This window comes from Mesorhizobium sp. YC-39 (assembly GCF_025753795.1).
Taxonomy (GTDB): Bacteria; Pseudomonadota; Alphaproteobacteria; order Rhizobiales; family Rhizobiaceae; genus Mesorhizobium.
Window position 1 is genome coordinate 682,722 of record NZ_JAOWPS010000002.1, and the last position, 21,159, is coordinate 703,880.

Annotated in this window: 22 protein-coding genes; 10 read left to right on the forward strand and 12 right to left on the reverse strand. The window is 62.6% G+C overall.

The features are described from left to right. Together OHD62_RS12730 and OHD62_RS12735 are read left to right on the forward strand one after the other, a co-directional pair. The gene (locus tag OHD62_RS12730; RefSeq protein ID WP_263783089.1) at positions 1-717 is read left to right on the forward strand and encodes a FadR/GntR family transcriptional regulator; all 717 of its coding nucleotides are present in this window, start codon (positions 1-3) and stop codon (positions 715-717) included. A 1-nt stretch (position 718) separates the two neighbouring features. Continuing rightward, the gene (locus OHD62_RS12735) at positions 719-1,699 is read left to right on the forward strand and encodes a hydroxyacid dehydrogenase (RefSeq protein WP_263783091.1); all 981 of its coding nucleotides are present in this window, start codon (positions 719-721) and stop codon (positions 1,697-1,699) included. A gap of 131 nt (positions 1,700-1,830) precedes the next feature. Here the strand turns inward: OHD62_RS12735 and OHD62_RS12740 are convergent, their stop codons facing one another. Together OHD62_RS12740 and OHD62_RS12745 are read right to left on the reverse strand one after the other, a co-directional pair. Then, positions 1,831-1,956, reverse strand: coding sequence for a hypothetical protein (locus OHD62_RS12740; RefSeq protein ID WP_263783092.1), 126 nt, complete (start codon positions 1,954-1,956; stop codon positions 1,831-1,833). Between the two features lie 187 nt (positions 1,957-2,143). Beyond that, the gene (locus tag OHD62_RS12745) at positions 2,144-3,439 is read right to left on the reverse strand and encodes an amidase (RefSeq protein WP_263783094.1); all 1,296 of its coding nucleotides are present in this window, start codon (positions 3,437-3,439) and stop codon (positions 2,144-2,146) included. A gap of 121 nt (positions 3,440-3,560) precedes the next feature. Here OHD62_RS12745 and OHD62_RS12750 point away from each other — a divergent pair, with 121 nt between their 5' ends. Then, positions 3,561-3,908: a GFA family protein gene (locus OHD62_RS12750; protein WP_263783095.1), complete on the forward strand. Its 348-nt coding sequence runs from the start codon at positions 3,561-3,563 to the stop codon at positions 3,906-3,908. A gap of 37 nt (positions 3,909-3,945) precedes the next feature. Here the strand turns inward: OHD62_RS12750 and OHD62_RS12755 are convergent, their stop codons facing one another. Continuing rightward, positions 3,946-4,854, reverse strand: coding sequence for an SDR family oxidoreductase (locus OHD62_RS12755; protein ID WP_263783096.1), 909 nt, complete (start codon positions 4,852-4,854; stop codon positions 3,946-3,948). Between the two features lie 95 nt (positions 4,855-4,949). On the opposite strand from OHD62_RS12755, the gene OHD62_RS12760 reads away from it, so the two are divergent. After that, positions 4,950-5,519, forward strand: coding sequence for a TetR/AcrR family transcriptional regulator (locus OHD62_RS12760; protein ID WP_263783097.1), 570 nt, complete (start codon positions 4,950-4,952; stop codon positions 5,517-5,519). Between the two features lie 48 nt (positions 5,520-5,567). Here the strand turns inward: OHD62_RS12760 and OHD62_RS12765 are convergent, their stop codons facing one another. Next, entirely contained in the window at positions 5,568-6,782 is a 1,215-nt protein-coding gene (locus OHD62_RS12765) for an MFS transporter (protein ID WP_263783098.1), read from the reverse strand. 90 nt (positions 6,783-6,872) lie between these two features. Between OHD62_RS12765 and OHD62_RS12770 the strand changes: the two genes are divergently transcribed. Both OHD62_RS12770 and OHD62_RS12775 read left to right on the forward strand, forming a co-directional pair. Beyond that, positions 6,873-7,841, forward strand: coding sequence for an AraC family transcriptional regulator (locus OHD62_RS12770; RefSeq protein WP_263783099.1), 969 nt, complete (start codon positions 6,873-6,875; stop codon positions 7,839-7,841). A 118-nt stretch (positions 7,842-7,959) separates the two neighbouring features. Then, entirely contained in the window at positions 7,960-8,391 is a 432-nt protein-coding gene (locus tag OHD62_RS12775; RefSeq protein WP_263783101.1) for a DUF4437 domain-containing protein, read from the forward strand. Between the two features lie 84 nt (positions 8,392-8,475). On the opposite strand, the gene OHD62_RS12780 is transcribed toward OHD62_RS12775, so the two are convergent. From OHD62_RS12780 to OHD62_RS12810, 7 genes are all read right to left on the reverse strand, one after another. Continuing rightward, positions 8,476-9,561: an ABC transporter ATP-binding protein gene (locus tag OHD62_RS12780; RefSeq protein WP_263783103.1), complete on the reverse strand. Its 1,086-nt coding sequence runs from the start codon at positions 9,559-9,561 to the stop codon at positions 8,476-8,478. After that, entirely contained in the window at positions 9,561-10,670 is a 1,110-nt protein-coding gene (locus OHD62_RS12785) for an ABC transporter ATP-binding protein (RefSeq protein ID WP_263783104.1), read from the reverse strand. The genes OHD62_RS12780 and OHD62_RS12785 overlap by 1 nt, the downstream gene beginning before the upstream one ends. Continuing rightward, complete coding sequence (locus OHD62_RS12790; RefSeq protein ID WP_095493280.1) at positions 10,667-10,876, reverse strand: hypothetical protein; 210 nt, start codon at positions 10,874-10,876, stop codon at positions 10,667-10,669. The genes OHD62_RS12785 and OHD62_RS12790 overlap by 4 nt, the downstream gene beginning before the upstream one ends. Beyond that, the gene (locus tag OHD62_RS12795) at positions 10,873-11,832 is read right to left on the reverse strand and encodes a carbohydrate ABC transporter permease (protein ID WP_263783108.1); all 960 of its coding nucleotides are present in this window, start codon (positions 11,830-11,832) and stop codon (positions 10,873-10,875) included. Before OHD62_RS12795 ends, OHD62_RS12790 begins: the two co-directional genes overlap by 4 nt. Position 11,833: 1 nt before the next feature. Beyond that, positions 11,834-12,739 (reverse strand): carbohydrate ABC transporter permease, encoded by a 906-nt coding sequence (locus tag OHD62_RS12800; protein WP_263783109.1) that lies wholly within the window; start codon positions 12,737-12,739, stop codon positions 11,834-11,836. A 73-nt stretch (positions 12,740-12,812) separates the two neighbouring features. Next, a complete protein-coding gene (locus OHD62_RS12805) occupies positions 12,813-14,129 on the reverse strand; it encodes an ABC transporter substrate-binding protein (protein ID WP_263783110.1) in 1,317 nt (438 codons plus the stop codon). 359 nt (positions 14,130-14,488) lie between these two features. After that, complete coding sequence (locus OHD62_RS12810) at positions 14,489-15,181, reverse strand: TetR/AcrR family transcriptional regulator (protein ID WP_263783111.1); 693 nt, start codon at positions 15,179-15,181, stop codon at positions 14,489-14,491. A gap of 100 nt (positions 15,182-15,281) precedes the next feature. Here OHD62_RS12810 and OHD62_RS12815 point away from each other — a divergent pair, with 100 nt between their 5' ends. The 3 genes from OHD62_RS12815 to OHD62_RS12825 are packed head-to-tail and all read left to right on the forward strand — an operon-like array spanning position 15,282 to position 17,778. After that, positions 15,282-16,478: a Tm-1-like ATP-binding domain-containing protein gene (locus OHD62_RS12815; RefSeq protein WP_263783112.1), complete on the forward strand. Its 1,197-nt coding sequence runs from the start codon at positions 15,282-15,284 to the stop codon at positions 16,476-16,478. Positions 16,479-16,490: 12 nt separating this feature from the next. Then, a complete protein-coding gene (locus tag OHD62_RS12820) occupies positions 16,491-17,354 on the forward strand; it encodes a phosphoenolpyruvate hydrolase family protein (protein WP_263783113.1) in 864 nt (287 codons plus the stop codon). A 4-nt stretch (positions 17,355-17,358) separates the two neighbouring features. Then, on the forward strand, positions 17,359-17,778 hold the full coding sequence (locus tag OHD62_RS12825; RefSeq protein ID WP_263783114.1) for a cupin domain-containing protein: 420 nt from the start codon (positions 17,359-17,361) through the stop codon (positions 17,776-17,778). A 6-nt stretch (positions 17,779-17,784) separates the two neighbouring features. On the opposite strand, the gene OHD62_RS12830 is transcribed toward OHD62_RS12825, so the two are convergent. Continuing rightward, complete coding sequence (locus OHD62_RS12830) at positions 17,785-18,975, reverse strand: M24 family metallopeptidase (protein WP_263783115.1); 1,191 nt, start codon at positions 18,973-18,975, stop codon at positions 17,785-17,787. A 383-nt stretch (positions 18,976-19,358) separates the two neighbouring features. Between OHD62_RS12830 and OHD62_RS12835 the strand changes: the two genes are divergently transcribed. Then, entirely contained in the window at positions 19,359-20,969 is a 1,611-nt protein-coding gene (locus tag OHD62_RS12835) for an ABC transporter substrate-binding protein (protein ID WP_263783116.1), read from the forward strand. Positions 20,970-21,159: the final 190 nt, after the last annotated feature.

Below are 21,159 nucleotides of genomic sequence, written 5' to 3' on the forward strand. Positions count from 1 at the left end.
ATGAAAGAAAAGAACCTTCTCGCGGAGCTCGCCGCTTATCTGTTCTCCCACTCCGACAAGGGGACGGGCCGGACGCCCTCGGAGCGTGAACTGGCCGAGCATTTCGCCGTCAGCCGTGGCCAGATCCGCGAGGCGCTGGCCATCCTCGAAGCCATGCGCATCGTCGAGCGCCGCGCCAAATCCGGCATCTATATCGACACCAAACAGGCCAGCGTCGAGGCGATGGCGCTGTTTGCGCGGGCTGGCCTGCCGCTCGATCCGGTCCGGATCTATGAAACGGTCGAATTGCGCAAGATCCACGAGATCAAGGCGGCGGAGCTGGCCTGCTCACGCGCCACCGAGGAGAATTTCGAGCGGCTGCGCGAGATTCTGAAAGCTTCGGAAGAGCGCATTGCGGCGGGCGAAGGCCTCGCCAAGGAAGACCGCGAGTTTCATCTCGAGATCGTGCGGGCGACCAAGAACAGCGTCTTTCACAATGTGTGCAGCGTCTACTACATGATGGGCCAGCAACGCCTGCCGATCTATTTCAACGATCCCGAGCGCAGCCGGCGCTCGCATGTCGAGCACATCCAGATCTACGAGGCGCTGCTTCGCCGCGACGGCAATCTCGCGCAGGCGTTGATGAGCGCCCATCTGCAAGGCGCGGAAAGCTACTGGAAGGGCCTGATCGAAGGCGGCGGGACGCAACCCCAGAGCCCGACGCTAGAACAGGTCTGACATGCCGAGAATTCTGTCGACGCATACGCTGCACCCGCGCGCCTCCGCCATGCTGACTGGTGCCGGTGACCTCATTGTCGCCTCCGCCCTCGACGCCGCCACGCTGACCGCCGAGGCGCGGAACGTCGATGTCATCATCGTCCGCGCCCCGCTGCCATCGATGCTTTTCGAAGGGGCGAAGAAACTCAGGGCCGCAATCCGCCATGGCGCCGGGCTCGACATGGTCCCGATGGAAGCGGCCACCGCCGCCGGCGTGCTGGTGGCGAACGTGCCGGGAGTGAATGCGCGGTCCGTCGCCGAATATGTGATGTTCGCCGCCCTGGCGCTGCTTCGACGTTTCCGGGCGCTGGATCGCGACTTGCGGGCGAAGGGCTGGCTGGCCGGCCGCGAGCACACTGTCGTGGCCAGTGAGCTCGCCGGCAAGACGATCGGCATTGTCGGCCTCGGCGCTATCGGCCAGGCGGTTGGCCATATTGCGGCACATGGCTTCGACCTGAACGTGGTGGCGACGACGCGCAGCATGCGGCCGGCGCCTGACAGAGTCGGCTTCCTGTCGATCGATGCGCTGATCGAACAGAGCGACATCATCGTTCTGTGCTGTCCGCTGACACCGGAGACGCGCGGCCTGATCAGCCGCGAGCGCATCGGCCGGATGAAGCCGGATGCGCTGCTGATCAATGTTTCGCGCGGGCCAGTGATCGACGATGATGCGCTGATCGAGGCGCTGAAAAAGGGACGCATCGGCGGCGCCGCGCTCGACGTCTTTGCGACGCAGCCGCTGCCGCCAGATCATCCCTATTTCAGCTTCGACAATGTCATCGTCACCCCGCATATGGCAGGGATCACCGAGCAATCGATGATGCGCATGGGCGTCGGCGCGGCGGCCGAGGCCTTGTTGGTGCTGGCCAACAAATTGCCGGTCAATCTGCGCAATTCCGAAGTGGTCGAGCACTACCGGCGGCGCTTCCCGGCTGACACGTAGCGCATCGCGGTTTCGCCCCAATTCTTCGCGACGTTGAGAACCATGTTCGGTCTTCGCCTCGCCTTTCTGACCGTCGCCGCGTCTTCAATCGCGGTATTGCCATCGCTCGCCGCAGCCGAGAGCAGTTATGTCTATTGCGACAACGGCCTGCGCTGCGTCATGGCGCCCTGCCCGTCGAACAGCGCGCTCGACCTCGCCACCGGCAGGATCGTCAAGGGCGTGTCGATCGACATCAGCGGATTGCCGCGGACCGACAAGGCGACAACAGACCTTTCAGACGCACTTTATACCGGAAAAATCGTTTTCAGAGGCTCGATCGAGCGCCGCACCCAGACATCGCCGGCAAGGACTACAGCCTTCCCTGGTTGGTCGCGACCCGCATCGTGCGCACCGCCAGCGACGGCGAACGCAAGCACTGTTCGTCGCACTGATCCTCACGCCCGGTCACTGACCAAGCAGCCGCTCCACTTCAGCAGCAATCCGCAACAGATGACGGTCATGGCCATTGCGCGCCACCAGCATCAGTCCGGCCGACGGAGCGGTCCCCGGCATCGGTAATGAGATCGCGCAGAGGTCGAACTGGTTGGCAACCTGCGTGTTGCGCAGCAGCAGCCCCTCCGTCTGGTCGCACAGCACCTCGTCGCTGGCTATCGAGACAATGGTCGGCGCCGCGACAGGCGTGGTCGGCAGGGCCAGCACGTCGACCAATACCAGCCGTTCGTCCATGGCCGCAACCAGCGCCGTGCGCCGGCGGATCGTCCTGATATAGACGGACGCGGGAACGGCCAGCGCGCGCGACAACGGCCCGCTTACCCTGGGATCGACAGGGACCGGCACGCCCGTCGCCAGCCAGTCGGCGTGAACCTCGGCACCTTCCATTGATGCGATCGAGGCCCGCTTGGTGGCGGCGCGCATGTCGGCGAGGAGATCGTCAATGGACAGATCGGCGAGACGTGCGCCTCTGAGCTCTATCTTGCGAACACATCGGTCGAATGCCGCCGCGATCTCTTGTTGCGTATCGTCGAAGAGCATGCCGCGTGGAATGCCGATGCGCAGTCCCGCAAGCCCAAGCGGTACAAGCGCTGCAGGCTCCTCGCCCGCCATCACCGCGTCGGCCGTGGCACATTCGGCAACGGTGCGGGCGAGCGGGCCGATGGAGTCCAGCGTGGCGGACAGCGGGAACGCGCCATCAAGGGGCACGCGCCGCGCCGTCGGCTTGAGGCCGACGACGCCGTTCAGCGATGCCGGAATGCGCACCGAACCGCCAGTATCGGAGCCGATAGAGATGTCGCTGGTGCCCTCGCCGACCGAAACGCCGGCGCCGGAGGATGAGCCGCCGGGGATCAGGCTGGCGTCGGTCGCGTTGCCGGGTGTGCCGTAGTGCTGATTGTTGCCGATCGCGGTGAAGGCGAATTCGGTCATATTGGTCTTGCCGAGGATCACCGCTCCCGCCTGCCGCAGCCGCCGCACGATGACGGCGTCCCGCATCGCCGGCGCCGCGGTGGCGAGCAGCAGCGAACCGGCCGTGGTCGGTTCGCCGGCGACATCGAACAGATCCTTGATCGAGACGATCGCCCCGTCGAGCGACCCAAGCGTCACGCCGGCCCTCCGGCGAGTGTCGGCGGCATCCGCCGCAGCCCGCGCCGCTTCCGGATAGAGTTTTACAAACACGTTTTCATCATCCGCACGGGCGGCGAGACGCGACAGGATGGCTTCGAGACGATCGCGCGCTGATTGCATTTCGGTGTCGGACTCCGGCCACTTGCAACGTCTTAAAGGCTAACAGCCAACATGGCCTGCGCAGACATAACCCGGCAAAGCCGGATTTGCACCTGCCGGACGAAGGAAAGGAGAATGCCCGATGCTCTACAAAGGCAGCTGCCACTGCGGCAAGGTCGCATTCGAAGTCGAAGGCGAATTGACCGCAGCCCTGCGATGCAACTGCTCGATCTGCTCGCGCAAGCGTGCGCTGCTATGGGCTGTGCCGCATGGCACGTTGCGCGTGCTTGCCTGGGGCGATGATCTCGGCAGCTACACATTCGGCAATCAAATTATCGCACACCGCTTCTGCCGCACCTGCGGCATTCACCCCTTCGCCGAGGATGTCAGCGAAGGGAATGGACGAAGCGCCTACATCAACATCAATTGCCTCGACGACATCGATCTTGGCGCGGTGCCGGTGATCGATTTCGACGGCCGCTCGGCCTGAAGCCGGAGCGGCTGTCGGCTCGCGATCCCCTGCCAATCTAGCGGTACCCCGTCGCGTCGGCCGGCTTGCCGGCGTCCTGAATCTCGGGAACATAGCGCCAGGCATCGGGTCGCGAGCCGTCGACATCGGTGAAGCCATAGATCTGCGCCAGCCCGCCGCTCGATAATGACTGTCCGTTCCAGCGCGAACGGTCCGGGTCCGCGGCCAGCGCCGCTATCGCGCGGCCAATGAAGCGCGGTGTCTCCGAGATGACGAAGTGCGGCACCTTTGCGGTCGCGTCGCGCCAGTTCTCTTCGGTGACACCGAACGCCTCCAGCATCATTTCGGACCGCAACCAACCCGGCGTCAGCGACACCGAAGTGGCGCCGTGCGCGGCGAGATCCTTGGCGTAGGCCCATGCCATGCGCGTCACCGAGACCTTGGCGAGATCATAGAAAGGCGATAGCCGATAGTGATCGGCATTGTATTCGGCGGTACCATCGGTGACTTCGACCAGCAGCCCGCCGGGACGCTCAATCAGCAGCGGCAGCGCATGGTGGGCGGTAATCAGATGCGTGTCGATGCCGAGCCTGAGCATGCGCAGCCCATTGTCGAGATTGTGCTCCCAGACCGGCTTGTTCCATTCGAACAGCTTTTCGCCGCCCCATATGTCATTGACCAATATGTCGAGCCGGCCCTGTTCGGCGCGGATGCGCTCGACCAATTTACCCACGTCCTCGGAAATCAGGTGATCGACCTGCACTGCAATGCCCTTGCCGCCAAGCGCAGTGACCTGCTCGGCCGTTTCCTCGATCGTTTCGGGGCGGGCATATTCGGACGGCTTACCGCGCGTCGACCTGCCGGTGACGTAGACGGTTGCGCCGGCCGCACCCAGTTCGACCGCAATGCCCCGGCCGGCCCCGCGCGTGGCGCCGGCGACCAGAGCGACTTTTCCTTGAAGCGTCATTAGGCTCTCCCAAATCTCGATTCGACCAGGCAAGTGCTGGTTTTCGTCAGCGCCATAATATATAAATGATCATTCGGTTATAAATGGATGTCAAGATGCCCCGGCCAAAAACCCAGTCCGATGAAGACGTGCTCGAAGCAGCCCACAGGCTGATCCACGCCCATGGCCCGGAGGCGCTTACCTTCGAGCGGCTGTCCGAGGCGTGCGGGCTTTCGGGCTCGACTCTGGTGCAACGTTTCAAGAGCAAGGCCGCGCTGAAGCAGAAGGCCTTGCTGCAGGCATGGGACCGGCTGGACGACAAGACGGAGCGGCTGGCAGCGGCTGCCCCAAGAACGCCGGCCGGGGCGATCGGGCTGCTGGTGGCGTTGTCGCGCGACTATGGCGGCATCGAATCCTATGCCGAGGGGCTGCTCGTGCTGCGTGAGGACCTGCGCGATCCCTTGCTTCGCGCACGCGGCGCGTCCTGGAGGACATCATTGTGCGACGTGCTCGACACCTGCTTTGCCTCAGCCGGCAACGCTCCGCCTGACATCGGCCTGTTGATGGCGTCGCATTGGCAAGGCTCGCTGCTGTGGTGGAGTTTTGATCCCAGGATCGAGGTGGCCACCTATGTCGATGAGAGCCTGAATCGTTTCGTGGCGGCGATTTCAGCCCGAACCCCTTAAGCAGGTTTCGGGCTGATCGATGGTGATGTCGAGTTTCGGCAGCCTGATCTAGCTTGCGCGCTTTGGGCCAACCAGGAACGTCGCCAAGGCAGCCAGCAACGTCGCGATGCCGCAATAGGCGAAGGCGCTGGCCACGCCGGCGTGATCGACCAGCAGGCCACCGAAGACGGCGCCCAGCGCAATCGCCACCTGGAATGTGGCGACCATCAATCCGCCGGCGCTCTCGGCCTGGTCGGGAGCGGCGCGCACCAGCCAGGTCTGCAGCCCGACCGGCACCGCGCCGAAAGCAAAGCCCCAGGCTGCGACTGCCATTGCCGCCACCACTGGCGAGGCACCAAGAACGAGCAGCAGCAGCGCTGACAATGCTATCAGCAGAGGTGCCAGGCCGACGGCTGCCTTGAGATTGCGCTCGGCCATGAACCCGCCGGCGAAATTGCCGAAGAACCCACCGATGCCATAGGCGAGCAGTACCAGCGAGATCGTCTCGATATCCAGCGCCGGAACCTTCTCAAGAAATGGCCGGACATAGGTAAAGCCGGCAAAGTGTCCCGAGGCAACCAGCAGGACTACCAGAAGTGCTGCCCGGATCGTCGGCCGCTTCATGACCTCAAGCAAGGTACGAAAACTGGCCACGCCTGCCGGCGGCAAGCGCGGAATGGTGGCGATCTGCACCAGGAGCGCCAGGGCGCCGACCACGGCCGCGATCATGAAGGCGGTGCGCCATCCCCAGACGTCGCCGACATAGGCGCCAACCGGGGCCGCGGTGACAGTGGCGACCGAAACGCCGGTGAGGATGATCGACATCGCGCGCGGCATCAACCGCATCGGCACGAGCCGCATGGCCATCGCCGCCGACATCGACCAGAAACCGCCGAGGGCGATGCCAAGAACGACGCGAGCGGCCAGGAGAACGGGAAGCGACGACGCGAAGGCCGCCAGCAGGTTGGAGACGATCAGCAGCACCGTCAGTCCCCACATGACCAGCCTGCGGTCCAGCCGTTTGGTGACGATAGCCATGGTTGGCGCCGCGATTGCCCCGACCACAGCCGTTGCAGTGACCGCTTGTCCGGCCGCACCCTCGGTGATGCCGAGATCCTGCGCCAGCCGCGTCAGCAGGCTGGCGGGCAGGAATTCCGCGGTCACCAGGCCGAATACGCCAAGCGCCAGCGATACCACAGCGCCCCAAGCCGGCTCGGCTCGTTCTTCGGATTCGGAGGAGTCGAGAACAGCGGCGTCGATGACGCCTGTAGCGGGTTCGGTCATGATGGAGCTCCGGTCTGGTTGCAGCGCAACATTGGCTGCAATGCAACATAGGGAGTGACCGTCTGGAGTTTCCATGCTATAAACGCCGAAATGAATTACAATTCGTCCAAAACAACGCTGCCGGCTTCGAGCGATCCGCTGAGCGACATGCTGCGGGGACTACGGCTCGATGGCGTCGACTATGGCCGTTGTGTCCTGGGTGAACCCTGGGCGGTGTCCTTTCCGGCACAGAAGGCGGCACGGTTTCACTTTATTGGCCAGCAGGGCTGCTGGCTGTTCTCTCCGGCCAAGGAATGGGTGGAGCTGTCGGTGGGCGACGCGCTGCTGATCCCGCGCGGCGACGAGCATGTACTGGCCAGCGCGCCGGGCGTGACTCCGGTGCCGATCGGCCGCTACACGATCGAGCCGGTCTGCGAGAACATCTACGACGTTTCGAACGAGTGCGGGGGACCCAAGACCCTGCTATTCTGCGGCAGTATGCATTTCAACCTCGACGGCTCGCACCCGTTGCTCGACATGATGCCGGACTTGATGCAGGCGCATAAGCTGATGGCGAACGCGCCGGGCATCCAGCATCTGCTTGATGCGATGGCGGGTGAGGTGACGATGGATCGGGTCGGATCGGGTGGCATTCTGGCGCGCCTCGCCGACGTGCTGGCGGCAACAATCATTCGCTCCTGGGTGGAGAATGGCTGCGGCGACGCCACTGGATGGATCGCGGCGGTCAGGAATCCCGATGTCGGCAAGGTGCTGGCCGCCATTCATCTGCAGCCGGAGCGCGACTGGACGGTCGAAGCCCTGGCGCGGATGATGGGGGCTTCGCGCTCCGCCTTTGCCCAGCGCTTCGCGACGGTGGTCGGCGAGACGCCGGCCAAATATGTGCTCCGCGTGCGCATGCATCAGGCCCGCCAATGGCTGGCCCGCGACGGGATGAGGGTTTCCGTGGCCGCGGCAAAACTGGGTTACGATTCGGAAGCATCCTTCAGCCGCGCGTTTAAGCGAGTCATGGGCGTGGCGCCAAGCCATCTGCGCAACGGCGGCGACGACGCGGAACCCTGACGCTGAAAAGGCCTGACTTCCGCCGATTGGCCGCCTGGAGGAATTGCCAAATCTTTTGGACGGAGCGTCATGGCCCGCCGGCACCGCCTGAATAGTCTGGCCAGTGGAGGAGACCGCCATGGCTAACTATTTTGCATCGTTTGCGCTCGCCGCCTTGTCCGCAATTCCCGGGCAGGCATTTGCCCTCGAGGACAGTTACCTGCCTGCCGACAAGATCCCCTATGTCGCCGAAGTGCCCGACCAGCCGCACCGGCTGGGTGCGCTGTGGGGCGATCGAGCCAATGGCCCAGCGGGCACGTTGCTGAAGGTTCCCGGCAACTGGCGTGCACCGGTTCACGCGCACACCGCCGACTATCGCGCCGTGGTTATCCAGGGATTGTGGGCGCATTGGCAGATGGACGGTGGCGAAGCGACCAAGGTCGAACTCCCTCCGGGCTCCTACTGGACCCAGAAGGCCAACGAGATGCACGACGACGCCTGCCTGTCGGATACCGAATGCGTGATCCTGCTGATCAACGACACACCTTACGAAACCTACTTCCCGAAATAGTCAGGCGGCCGTCTAGAACTGCAGTGCGCTGCCGCTGCCGGTAGCGGCAGTCGGCAACTATGCCTTGCAAAGCAGCCCTCGAACTTAGCCGGCGTGTCGTAAGCTCACCCCGCTGCCCTTGTCGAACAGCACCACCTTGTCCGGGTTCCAGGCAAAGCGCACCGGCTGCTCGATCTCGACATCGGTTCTTGCCGGCACCGTGGCGCGCAGCATCGCGTCGCCGACCCGCAGCGTCAGTATCTTCTCGACGCCATGGTTTTCGACATCGTGCACGCGGGCCTCCACCGGCGCCCCGCTCTCGAGATAGACGTCCTCGGGGCGAATACCGAAGACGAGCGGGCGACCGTCGGTCGCGCCAATCGTCCTGGCTCCCACTGGAAGCGGTAGTTCGAAATTCAGAGGCGCCATCACCGCGCGGTTGTCGACGAGCTTGCCGTCGATCAGGTTCATCGGCGGCGAGCCGACGAAGCTCGCCACATAGGTGTCGCGCGGATTGTTGTAGATCTCATACGGCGTGCCGGTCTGAACGATGCGGCCATGGTTGAGCACGCCAACCTTGTCGCCCATCGACATCGCCTCGATCTGGTCGTGCGTCACGAACAGGAAGGTCTGACCAAGATTCATTTGGATGTTCTTCAGCTCGGTGCGCAGCGCTTCGCGCAGCTTGGCATCGAGCGCCGAAAGGGGCTCATCCATCAGGAATACGCGGGGCTTCCTGACGATGGCGCGACCAATCGAGACGCGCTGCATCTCGCCACCGGAGAGACGATCCGTCTTGCGGTCGAGCAGGTGCTCGATGCGCAAGGTCCTGGCAACGCGGTCGACACGCGTCTTGATCTCGTCGGGCTCGATGCGGCGGATTTTTGGCTTCAGCGGGAATTCGAGGTTTTCGCGCACCGTGTAGCGCGGATAAAGCGAGTACTGCTGCAGCACCAGTGCCACGTCACGCTCAGCCGCACCCCAGTTGGCGACATCGACGCCGTCGATGAAGACCTGACCTTCGGTCGGCTTCTCCAGGCCGGCGACCATGCGCAGCGTCGTCGTCTTGCCGGCGCCGGTCTCGCCGAGCAGCACGAAGAACTCGCCGTCGGCAATGTCGAGATTGAGCCCGGCCAATGCGATGTGATTACCGAATGTCTTCGAGATGTTCTTGAGCTGGATATGGGCCATCAGAGTCTCACCCCCAGCGAATTGCCGCTTGTCGTGTCGAAGAAATGCGCCTGGGCCGGGTCGAGCTTGGCGAAGACCTGAACCCCCGGCTTGCCGACGAAACCGGAACGGGTGCGGGCGCGCAACATCTGTGCCCCGACCTTGAGGTCGACGATGTCGTAGGAGCCAAGCGGTTCGATGATGTGCGCCTCGACCGGCAGATAACCGTCCGCCGCCTCGCGCGAGACCATCACTGCTTCAGGGCGGATGCCGAGCGCAAGGCGGTCCTGCCCGACGTTCGCGGCGTCGAGCTGGCCGACCAGTTCGGCCGGGAAAAGGAAACCTTCCGCGGCCCCGTCGACGGTGACCCTGGCGCCGGAGCCGTTCATCGTCACCGCCGCGTTGGCGACGTTCATCACAGGCGAGCCAACGAATTGCGCGACGAACAGATTGGCCGGGTGCGTATACACTTCCGATGGGCTGCCTACCTGTTGCAGAACGCCCTCATGCATAATAACGATGCGGTCAGCAAGGCTCATCGCCTCGATCTGGTCGTGGGTGACGTAGATGGTGGTCGAGCCCTGCTTGATGTGCAGCCGCTTGATCTCCGCGCGCATCTCCTCGCGCAGCTTGGCGTCGAGCGCGCCGATCGGCTCGTCCATCAGCATCGCTTTGGGACGCCGCACCAGCGCCCGGCCGATGGCCACGCGCTGCATATCGCCACCCGACAGCGCCGACGGCTTCTTGCCGAGCAGTTCGGTGATCTGCAGCACTTTTGCGACCGAGCGCACCTCGCCGTCGATCTCCGCCTTGCTCTTGCGCATGGCGCGCAACGGAAAAGCGATGTTCTCGTAGACGCTCATATGCGGATAGAGCGAGAACGATTGGAACACCATGGCGATGTCGCGGTCGGCAGCCTTGAGATGCTGGACCGGCTTGCCGTCGATAAGGACATCGCCGCCGTCGATCGTCTCAAGCCCGGCGATGGCGCGAAGCGTCGTCGTCTTGCCGCAGCCCGACTGGCCGAGCAGCACGATGAACTCGTTGTCGTCGATCTTGAGATTGAGGTCCTTGATGACCTGAACGGCGCCAAAATATTTCTGGACGCCACGAAGCTCGATCTGGGTCATGCGTGACCTTCTTTTTCCGGCGCGCCGGTCGCCTGCGGTTTCTGCCTTGGACCGACCCAGCCGGTGATCATGAACGTCAGCAGCCCAACGATGATGATCGTCAGCCCGTAGCGGTGCAGGAAGAGATTCCACGGCTGGCAGAGCGCGATGATGCCGCACACCATCACGATCTCGGCCGTGCGCTGAATTGTGGCATGGCGGATCATTTGCGGATCGCTCCGAAGGACATGCCGCGCAAGAGGTGGTTGCGGAGCAGGAAGGTGAAGATGGCGACCGGCAGCAGGAACAGGAAGGTTCCGGCGGCGATCACCGTCCAGTCCGACAGGCCGGAGCCGACCTGGCTGGGGATGAAGGGCGGTGCCGTCTGGGCGCGTCGGTTGGTCATGATCAGCGCGAAGGCATATTCGTTCCACGCCGTGATGAAGCAGAACACGGCGGTGGCGGCGATGCCAGTGGCCGCCTCAGGCAGCACGATCTTGAAGAAGGCCTCCATCCGCGTATAGCCGTCGACGAGGGCCGCCTCCTCGTACTCCTTCGGAATTTCGTCCATGAACCCCTTCATCAGCCATACAGAGAAGCTGAGGTTGAAGGCGGTGTAGAGGATGATCAGGCCCCAATGCGTGTCGTTGAGGCCGACGACCCGGTACATCAGGAACATCGGGATCGCCACCACCACCGGCGGCAGCATGCGCGTCGACAGGATGAAGAAGAGCAGGTCCTGTTCTCCCTTTATCTTGAAGCGCGAGAACCCGTAAGCCGTGAAGGTGCCCATGCCGACGGCAAGGACCGTCGAGGTGATCGCCACGATCAGCGAATTCATGAAGCGGTTGGGATAGCCGGACCACTGCACCTCGCCCCTGCCCGAGCGCACCACCTTCTCGCCGCCGTCAAACACCAGCCGCTCCCACCACGGGGCGGCGGCGTATTGTTCCGGCGTCGGCGCGGTGCGCAACTGCGACCGCTTGGTGAAGAGCTTTACGAAGGGCGATATCTCGGGCTGGAACAGCACCGTCGGTGGAATGGTGGTGGCAAGGTTGCGCGGCTTGAACGCCGTCGAGGCAATCCAGTAGATCGGCGCCAGGAAGATCATTGTGACGATCAGCACGCCGACGATGGCGAGCTTGTTGAGCGAACGCTCGGTGGAGGTAGTGACAGCGGCCATTCTAGCGCTCCTTCACCTTGTTCAGGTATTTGACGTAGATGTTGGTGATCGCCAGGATCATGATCAGCACGATGTAGGCGAGCGCGCAGGAGCGCCCAGTCTGCCATTCCTGGAACGCCATCTTGTAGAGCCGGATCGAGATCACCTCGGTGGTTGGCTGGCTGGTCAGGATGTAGGCGAGATCGAAAGTCTTGAACGCCTCCATGGTGCGAAAGATGATCGCGATCATCAGGATCGGCGCGACCAGGGGCAGCGTAATGCGAAAGAAGGTATAGAACGAGCCGGCGCGGTCGATCGCGGCCGCCTCGTAGAGGTGCTTCGGCACTGCCGACAGGCCGGCAAGCGATAGCAGCATCACGAAGGGCGACCACATCCAGATGTCGGTGATGGCAACCGCGTAGAGCGCCATGTCGGGATTGGACAGCCACTCGAAGGAGCCAAGGCCAAGCGTGTAGTTGATGATGCCGAAGGACGGATCGTAGAGCAGTTTCCAGAACAGGCCGACGACGGCCATCGACAGCATCATTGGCAACAGCAGCAGTGTCGTCAGCAGGCCCTTCAACGGGATATCGCGGTTGAGCAGCAACGCCACGCCGAAGCCGACAACGACCTGGCCGACCACGGAGACGATGACATATTTGGCGGTGATGGCGAAATTCGACCAGATGAACGGGTCGTTGAGCAGCTCGCGGTAATTCTGCAGTCCGACGAAATTGGCCGGCGCGGCGCTCGACGCGCGAAAGTCGGTGAACGAATAGCCGAGCGAATAGATCAGTGGAAAGATGTTGAAGACGATCAGGAAAACGATCGTCGGAATGATGAAGAGATTGCGGATCGTGAGGTCGCTCATGCCGCGGGCGGCGGAGCGCGAGTTGGGATCCAGCGTGGTCATGACTGCAGTGGCCAAGGCCCGTTCCTTCCTTGTCCGGAAAAGAAAACGGAAGGGGCAGGCTACCGCCCCCTCCGCGCGTTAGTGCCGTTCACTTCACGCGGTTGTATTTCTTGAATGTCGCGTTCCAGTCCGCGGCGAGCGAATCGAGCACTTCCTTGGCCGTGCCCTGATTGCCGGTGATGTACGGATAGACGCGTTGGTTCATCTGGATCAGCAGCTCGGCATATTCCGGCGTCGCCCAGAAGTCCTTCACCTTGAACATGGTTTCGTAGAAGGCCTTGTTGTAAGGCGTGGCGTTCTGGAATTCAGGCGACTCGAGCACCTTGGCGCTTGCCGTGTAACCTCCGAGTTCCGCCCATTTCTTTTGCGTCTCGTCCTTGATGAACCATTCCAGGAACTTCATCGCCTCTTCCTGATTCTGCGAATAGGAGATGACGGAGATACCCTGGCCGCCGAGCGCAGCGAACTGGTCGCCGTTCGGCCCTGGAGGGTTGGCGAAGAAGCCGGTGACCTTGGCATTCGGATTCGAGGCTTCGTTGATGAGCGCCGGGAAGAAGGCGAAGTAGTTCATGCTCATCGCCGCCAGGTTTTCGGTGATCGCCTGGTTGTCCTCGATGAAGAAGCTCTTGGCCCAACCAGGAGGGGTGAAGGAATAGAGCTCCTTGTAGGCCTCGAGCGCCTTGAGGTTCTGCTCAGAGTTGATGATGCCGTCGACCTTGTAAGTGGCATAGTCGCCGAGTTCGCCGCCGAAGGAGAAGATGGCGTTCTCGACGCCCATCACCAGAGCGTCATACGAGTTATCGGTATAGATGGCGACGCCGTAGCGCTTCTCGTCGGGACGGTGGAAGAATTCGGCGATGTCACGCAGCTGCTTCCAGTCCTTCGGCACGCCGAGATCGTAGCCGTACTTAGCTTTGAAGGCTTCCATCTCCTTCGGGTCTTCGAACCAGTCTTTGCGGTAGGACCAGCCGACCGCGTCGCCCTCGGCCGGGATCGACCAGTATTTGCCGGAGTTGGACGGATATTCGGCGTAGTATTTCACCGTCGCCGGCGCCATCACTTCCTTCAGATTGTGCTTGTTGAAGAAGTCGGTGAGGTCGACATAGTGGCCCGCCTCGGATGCGGCGCCGATCCACTGGGAATCGCCGACGACCATGTCGTAGGCGCTGCCCTTGGCGTTGAACTCGGTAAATGCTTTGGTCTGGAAGTCGGGCCAAGGCGTGGTTTCGACCGTGACCTTCACGCCGCTCTCGGCCTCGTAAAGGTTGACGAGTTCCTGCAAATAGTTCGCCGGATCCCATTCAGCCCAGAATATGGTGAGTTCCTTATCCTGCGCGTAGACGGACGTTCCGCAGGCGAGCACTAAGCCGATACCAGCAAGCATGCTGGTCATTGTCTTGCGCATAATGATTTCCTCCCTTGTGCGCATTCTACCCTGTCATGCGAGCCGGCTGCGAGGTCGGCCCTGGTAGTTCTTCCCGTGATGGCACCGTTCCGGTCTCGAGCCTCCTCGCCCAGCCGGAAATGGATCTTCGCCCTCACTTTCGATCCGCTTTATCAATCCTGATCTGGTATTACCAATTTCGGATGCGCGTCAAGCTCTTTCTTGGACGATCCCGGGCAGCCACGCAAGCAGATTACTGCATTATCTGCCTGTTTTCTCTCGATTTTCCTACTCCTTGATACGCGAAGGCCTTATTTCGATCGTAGCATTGCAACTATTGTGCGTAGCCAGCATTCCAATCTGGTCGAACCAGATTGAGGCTACTCTGCAGCCGTCGCCGGCGTAATTCCGTCTCCTTCACTCATCGATTCCGCCACCGCCGCCCGCACCAGAGCGCCGGCCGCCCATTGCGCGACCGACATCATCTTGCGGCTGTCCAGCCCCCATATGTCCTTCAGCACGATCAGCACCTCGACGCCGAAGATCAGTGACAGGGCCTGCGCCAGACGCTTGAATTCGCGCGGCGGCAATCGTTGCTTGAGCGGCGCGATCGCATCCTTCAGCAAGTCGACGCGATGGCCGCGCGTGAAAGCCGGCTCACCGCCCAGCGTGCCTGCCTGCCGCCGGGCCCATTGGTCGAGCGACAGTTTCAGCGCCGCCTTGAACGTCGCCTCGAAGGCCTCGATGCGCGGCATGGCCGTATCAAACAATTCGGCGACCCGGCGCTCGGAATCGGTCGAGCTGGAATGCCAGGTGAGGATCGGCCCGAGCCCCTCGTCGACCACCGCCTGCACCAATGCCGCCTGGCTTGGGAAATAGCGATAGGCGGTCGCGCGGGAAACTTCCGCCGCCTCCGCGACCTCGCTGACCGAGGGCGTTGCGCCTTCCTGCATCAGCCTCGTCGCCGTCTCGAGCATCAATCGCCTTGTACGTGCCCGGGCTCCGCGCTCGGCCCCTCGGCCGCCGCTCTGATCGGCATCGTCGTTCACCCCTTGTTGACGTGAGACTTTCATATCAATACGATACGCGCGTCTCAAAAAATTGCAATGGCCTTCGCGGCTGGGCAAAGAGCGGCAGGCAGCGACGCCGAGCCGCCGGGGAGCGGGAAACGCGATGAAGCGCATCTACCTGGTGGGCACCGCCGACACCAAAGGCGAGGAACTCGCCTTTTTGGCCGACGCGATCACCGCTACCGGCGCTGCTGTCGTGCGTGTCGATGTTGGCACGCGCACTGCCACCATACCGGCCGATGTCTCGTCTGAAGACGTCGCTGGCCACCATCCCGACGGCAGCGCTGCCGTGCTCGGCATCCATGACCGCGGCACCGCGGTCGCGGCCATGGCCATCGCCTTCGCCCGGTTCGCGCAGTCGCGCACCGACATGGCAGGCATGATCGGCATTGGTGGTGGCGGCGGCACCTCGATCATCACATCAGGCATGCGCACGCTGCCGCTCGGCCTGCCCAAGATCATGGTCTCGACGCTCGCCTCGGGCGATACCGCGCCCTATGTCGACGTCTCCGACATCATCATGATGCCTGCAGTGACCGACATGGCTGGCTTGAACCGGCTGTCGCGAGTCGTGCTGCACAACGCCGCCCAGGCGATATCAGGCATGGCGGCGAACCCTGCGCCACCGCCCGATGGCAAACCCGCTCTGGGTCTCACCATGTTCGGCGTCACCACGCCATGCGTGACGGCCATCGCCGACGAGCTTCGCTCGGCCTATGACTGCATGGTCTTTCACGCCACCGGCACCGGCGGCCGCTCGATGGAAAAGCTCGCCGACAGCGGTCTGCTCGCGGGCGTCATCGACATCACCACGACAGAAGTCTGCGATCTCCTGTTCGGCGGCGTGCTGCCGGCGACCGAGGATCGCTTCGGCGCTATTGCCCGCACCGGACTGCCTTATGTCGGTTCGGTCGGCGCGCTCGACATGGTCAATTTCTGGGCGCCGGCGACCATCCCGGAACCCTATCGCCGCCGCTTGTTCTACGAGCACAATCCGAACGTCACACTAATGCGCACGACAGCGGACGAATGCCGCCAGATCGGCGAATGGATCGGCGAGAGACTGAGCCGCTGCGAGGGCCCGGTCCATTTCCTCATCCCCGAAAAAGGCGTCTCGGCGCTCGACATCGAAGGTGGCGCCTTCTTCAACCCCCAGGCCGACGCTGCGCTGTTCGAAGCCATTGAGCGCACGATCCGGCCGAACGCCAACCGGCATGTGACCCGCCTGCCGCTGCACATCAACGATCCCGAATTCGCCGGGGCTGCCGTAGCAGCCTTCCTCAACATCACCAGCAAGTGAGATCTGACAAGCATGGCCGCCATACCGCGCAAGAAAATCCTCGAGAAATTCCGCAAGATGATCGCCGATGGCGTGCCGATCGTCGGCGGCGGCGCCGGCACCGGCCTCTCGGCCAAGGCCGAAGAGGCCGGCGGCATCGATCTGATCATCATCTATAATTCCGGTCGCTATCGCATGGCCGGGCGCGGCTCGGCCGCTGGCCTGCTCGCCTACGGCAATGCCAACGAGATCGTCAAGGAAATGGCCTATGAGGTGCTGCCGGTGGTGAAGAAGACGCCAGTGCTGGCCGGCGTCAATGGCACCGACCCTTTCGTCATCATGCCGCTGTTCCTGGCCGAGCTGAAGACGATGGGCTTTTCCGGTGTGCAGAACTTTCCCACCATCGGCCTGTTCGACGGCCAGATGCGGCTAAGCTTCGAAGAGACCGGCATGGGCTTCGGGCTCGAGGTCGACATGATCGCCGAGGCACACAAGCTCGACCTCTTGACCACGCCCTATGTGTTCAACCCCGACGAGGCGCGTGCCATGACACGCGCCGGCGCCGACATCGTTGTCGCCCATATGGGCGTGACGACAGGCGGTTCGATCGGCGCGACCTCGGCCAAGTCGCTCGACGACTGCGTGCAGGAAATCGACGCCATCGCGGACGCCGCACGTTCGGTGCGCAAGGATGTCATCCTGCTTTGTCATGGCGGCCCGATCTCGATGCCGGACGACGCCCGCTACATCCTCGGCCGCTGCAAGGGCCTGCATGGCTTCTATGGCGCAAGCTCGATGGAGCGGCTGCCGGCGGAAGCGGCGATCGCCAGGCAGACCGCCGATTTCAAGGCCGTGACGCTTGCTGCCAAAACGACTGCGAAGAAAAAGAAGGGATGAGACGATGACCGACAAGAGCAAGGTGTTTGTCTATCCGAAGGACGTCAGCGCCTTCGGCTTCGATTGGGGCAAGCTCTCGCTGACGGTGGCGCCTGAGGTGAATGGTGCTGCGCGCTTTTCCGGCGGCGTCGTCGACCTGCCCTCCGGCAAGGGCCACACACGTCACAACCATCCCGGCGCGGAGGAGATCATCTTCGTCATCTCCGGCCATGGCGAGCAGATGGTCGAGGACGAGAAAGGCAATCCGGTGGTCGAAAAGGTCGGCCCCGGCTGCACCATCTATGTGCCGGAAAGCCGCTTCCATTCGACGCTGAACACCGGCGACGGGCCTATGCAGCTCTTCGTCGTCTATTCGCCGGCCGGGCCAGAACTGGGCTTACGAGAATTGCCGGATTTCAGGCTGTTGCCGCCTGGCGGGAATTGAGGCGCGCTAAGCCACCCCGCCCCTGTTCCATCCCCGGCCCCGGTCGCCGAACATCACATAGCCGGTGTCGGTGACCGCAACCGTGTCCTCCAGCTTGATGAAGCCGCGCGTCGGATGGAGCATGGTCGTCTCGACCGACAGCACCATGTTTTGCTCCAGCGGCTTTTCGGCATAGGTGCCTTCGTAGGTCACAGGATGGTTGGTCATCAGGAACGGCGCCTCATGCGTGATCAGCCCCATGCCGTGGGCGAAGAAATCGGTATAGGACGCGACCTTGGATCTCTTCAGCACGCCCTCCGCGTGGGAAATCATGTCGCCGCCCGGCGTGCCTGCCTTGACCTTGGAGAAGGCCGCTTGCTGCACCGTCTCGACCTCGGCCAGCAGATCCTCCAGTTCGGCGTCCGGCTCGCCCAGAATGCCCATCCGGCAGAGATCGCCGATATAGCCGTGATAATTGCCGCCGGAATCGATCGACAGCACCTCGCCCTTCTTCCACGCCTGCGGCGAGGCGGCGCGGTTGTGGCTGGAGCCAAGCGTCAAAAGACAATATTCGAAATGCGCGCCGCGATTGGTCTCCTCGCGCCTGAGCTGTTCGATGATCTCGGTCTTGGTGGTGCCTTCGCGCGCCCATTGGATGGTCGTCAGCATGGAATCGGTGATCAGTTCGGAGGCGATGCGCAGCTTCTCCAGCTCGGCATCCGTCTTGATGGCGCGCATGCGTTCCAGCATGTCGGTCGCATCGGTCAGCTTGGCGTCCGGCAGCGCCTTGCGGATCAGCATATACGCGTCCGAGGGCAGAAAAGCCGGCTCGATGCCGATGCGGGCACTGCCCCTGCCGATCGTCTTCAAGTGCTCGACGGCGAGATTGGCGGCATCGAGCGTGCCCCAGCAGGCGGCATGCAGCGTCGGCGTCCAGAACGGGTGGTTCTGGTGCTCGCCGCCTTCCATGCGGTTGCCGATATAGGCGGCATGATCCGGCCCGCCCTTCTCGTAGACGACGACAGGCAGATAGCGGCTGTGGCCGATCGCATCCATGGCGGCAAAGAAAATGAACTTGTAGCCACCAAGCAGATACTGCGTGTTGTGCTTGGAAGTGGCGAGCAGCACATCGATGCCAGCCTCCTCCATCAGCCGGTCGACCCTGACATGGTCGAACGGAATGGCGCTGACGGCATTTTTGCCCGGGGCGATGTTCATTTCTCTCTCCCTGAATTCCCTGACTGGCCGGTCGGATCGCCGGCTGTTTCGATCCCGATACTCTCGCTATCGATCAAATCTGCACTATTTTGCCGGGTCTGGTCCAGCCAGAAATAGACCGAACGGCCACGCCAGCACGCTTTATCGCCCGCAACTCGTGGCATTAGCCTTATCTGGTCCTACCAGATCAGGTCGAATAGAACCGCTTCGCTATAACTGGTCCAGCGGGCAGAATTTTCAAAGCCACATGAAGATGCGCCAAATCCGTCTCTGGCGAAACCCCGGACAAGGCTCATAATCGCTGTTGCAGGATGCTGGCGGGCTCGCGAGTATCCGAGGGGTATTGGCGGACCGGCCGGTCGCGGAGAGGACGGAGTTCGATCATGTCAGATTTCAGGATTTCCAGACGCACCATGCTTGCCAGTTCGGCAATGCTTCTGGCCTCCACCGCCATGCCTGGTATCGGCTGGGCGCAGACGCCGAAAAAGGGCGGGCGGCTGGTGGTTGCCGCCGATTCCGAGCCGCGCAATCTCAATCCGGCGATCGTTGCCTCCAACGGCGTCTTCTTCATCTCGAGCAAGATCGTGGAGACGCTGGCCGAAGCATCCTTCGACGGCAAGGACGGGCTGGAGCCACGCCTTGCGCTCAGTTGGCAGAGTGCCCCCGACGGTCTGTCGGTGACGTTCAAATTGCGCGAAGGCGTCAAATGGCATGATGGCAAGCCGTTTACATCGGCCGACGTCGCCTTCTCGGCGCTGCAAATCTGGAAGCCGCTGCAGAATCTCGGCCGCAGCGTGTTCAAGGATCTCGAAGCCGTCGACACGCCGGACGATCTCACCGCCGTGTTCAAATTCGCCAAGCCAACGCCGTTTCAGCTCATCCGCAATGCCTTGCCGGCGTTGAGCAGCGTCGTGCCGAAGCACGTCTATGAGACGGGCAAGATCGAGGACAACCCGGCCAACAACGCGCCGGTTGGCACCGGTCCGTTCAAGTTCGCCGAATACAAGGCCGGCCAGTACTACCGGCTGCAGAAGAACACCGACTACTGGGGCAAGGATGAGCCTTATCTCGACGAGATCATCTACCAGGTGCTGCCCGACCGCACCTCGGCCGCCAGTGCCCTGGAAGCCGAGGAGATCCACCTCGCCGCTTTCTCCGCCGTACCGCTGGCCGATCTCGACCGCATTTCCAAGGTGCCGGGCCTGAAGGTGATTACCAAGGGCTATGAGGGGCTAACCTATCAGCTCGTCGTCGAGATCAACCATCGCCGCAAGGAACTCGCCGACCTCAAGGTGCGCCAGGCGATCGCGCATGCCATCGACAAGGATTTCGTCGTCAAGACGATCTTCCTCGGCTATGCCGCCACTGCCACCGGCCCGGTGCCGAAGAACGATCCACAGTTCTACACCGCCGACGTGCCGACCTATGCCTTCGACGTTGCCAAGGCCAATGCGCTGCTCGACGAGGCCGGCTACATCAGGGGTGCGAACGGCAAACGCTTTTCGCTGAAACTTTTGCCGGCTCCCTATTTCAACGAAACCAAGCAGTTCGGCGACTATCTGCGCCAGGCGCTCGCCGCCATCGGCATCGACGCCGAACTGGTCAACAACGACTCGCCCGCGCATATCAAGGCCGTCTACACCGACCACGCCTTCGATCTTGCGGTCGGCCCGCCGGTGTTCCGCGGCGACCCGGCGATCTCGACCACCATTCTGGTGCAGAGCGGCATCCCGGATGGTGTGCCTTTCTCAAACCAGGGCGGCTACAAGAACGAAGCGCTCGACGCCCTCATCGCCAAGGCCTCCGAAACGCTGGATTCCGCGGCCCGCACCGAACTCTACAAAGAGTTCCAGAAGAAGGTTGTCGAGGATCTGCCGCTCATCAACGTCGCCGAATGGAGCTTCATCAGCGTCGCGCGCGACACGGTCGGCAATATCGCCAACAATCCGCGCTGGGCGGTGTCGAACTGGGCGGACACTTATCTGGAATCGTGACACACTCGCGCGGATGAGAATTCGCGGCGAAATCGTCGTAGATGTCGAGTTCTACGAGACCCCCCTCTGTCCTGCCGGACATCTCCCCCTCAAGGGGGGAGATTGGCTTGCTTCGGCATCATCGCTTTCTTCTGCAGCGTTTGCGGTTGGCACCGAGGCCAATGACATCCAATCTCCCCCCTTGAGGGGG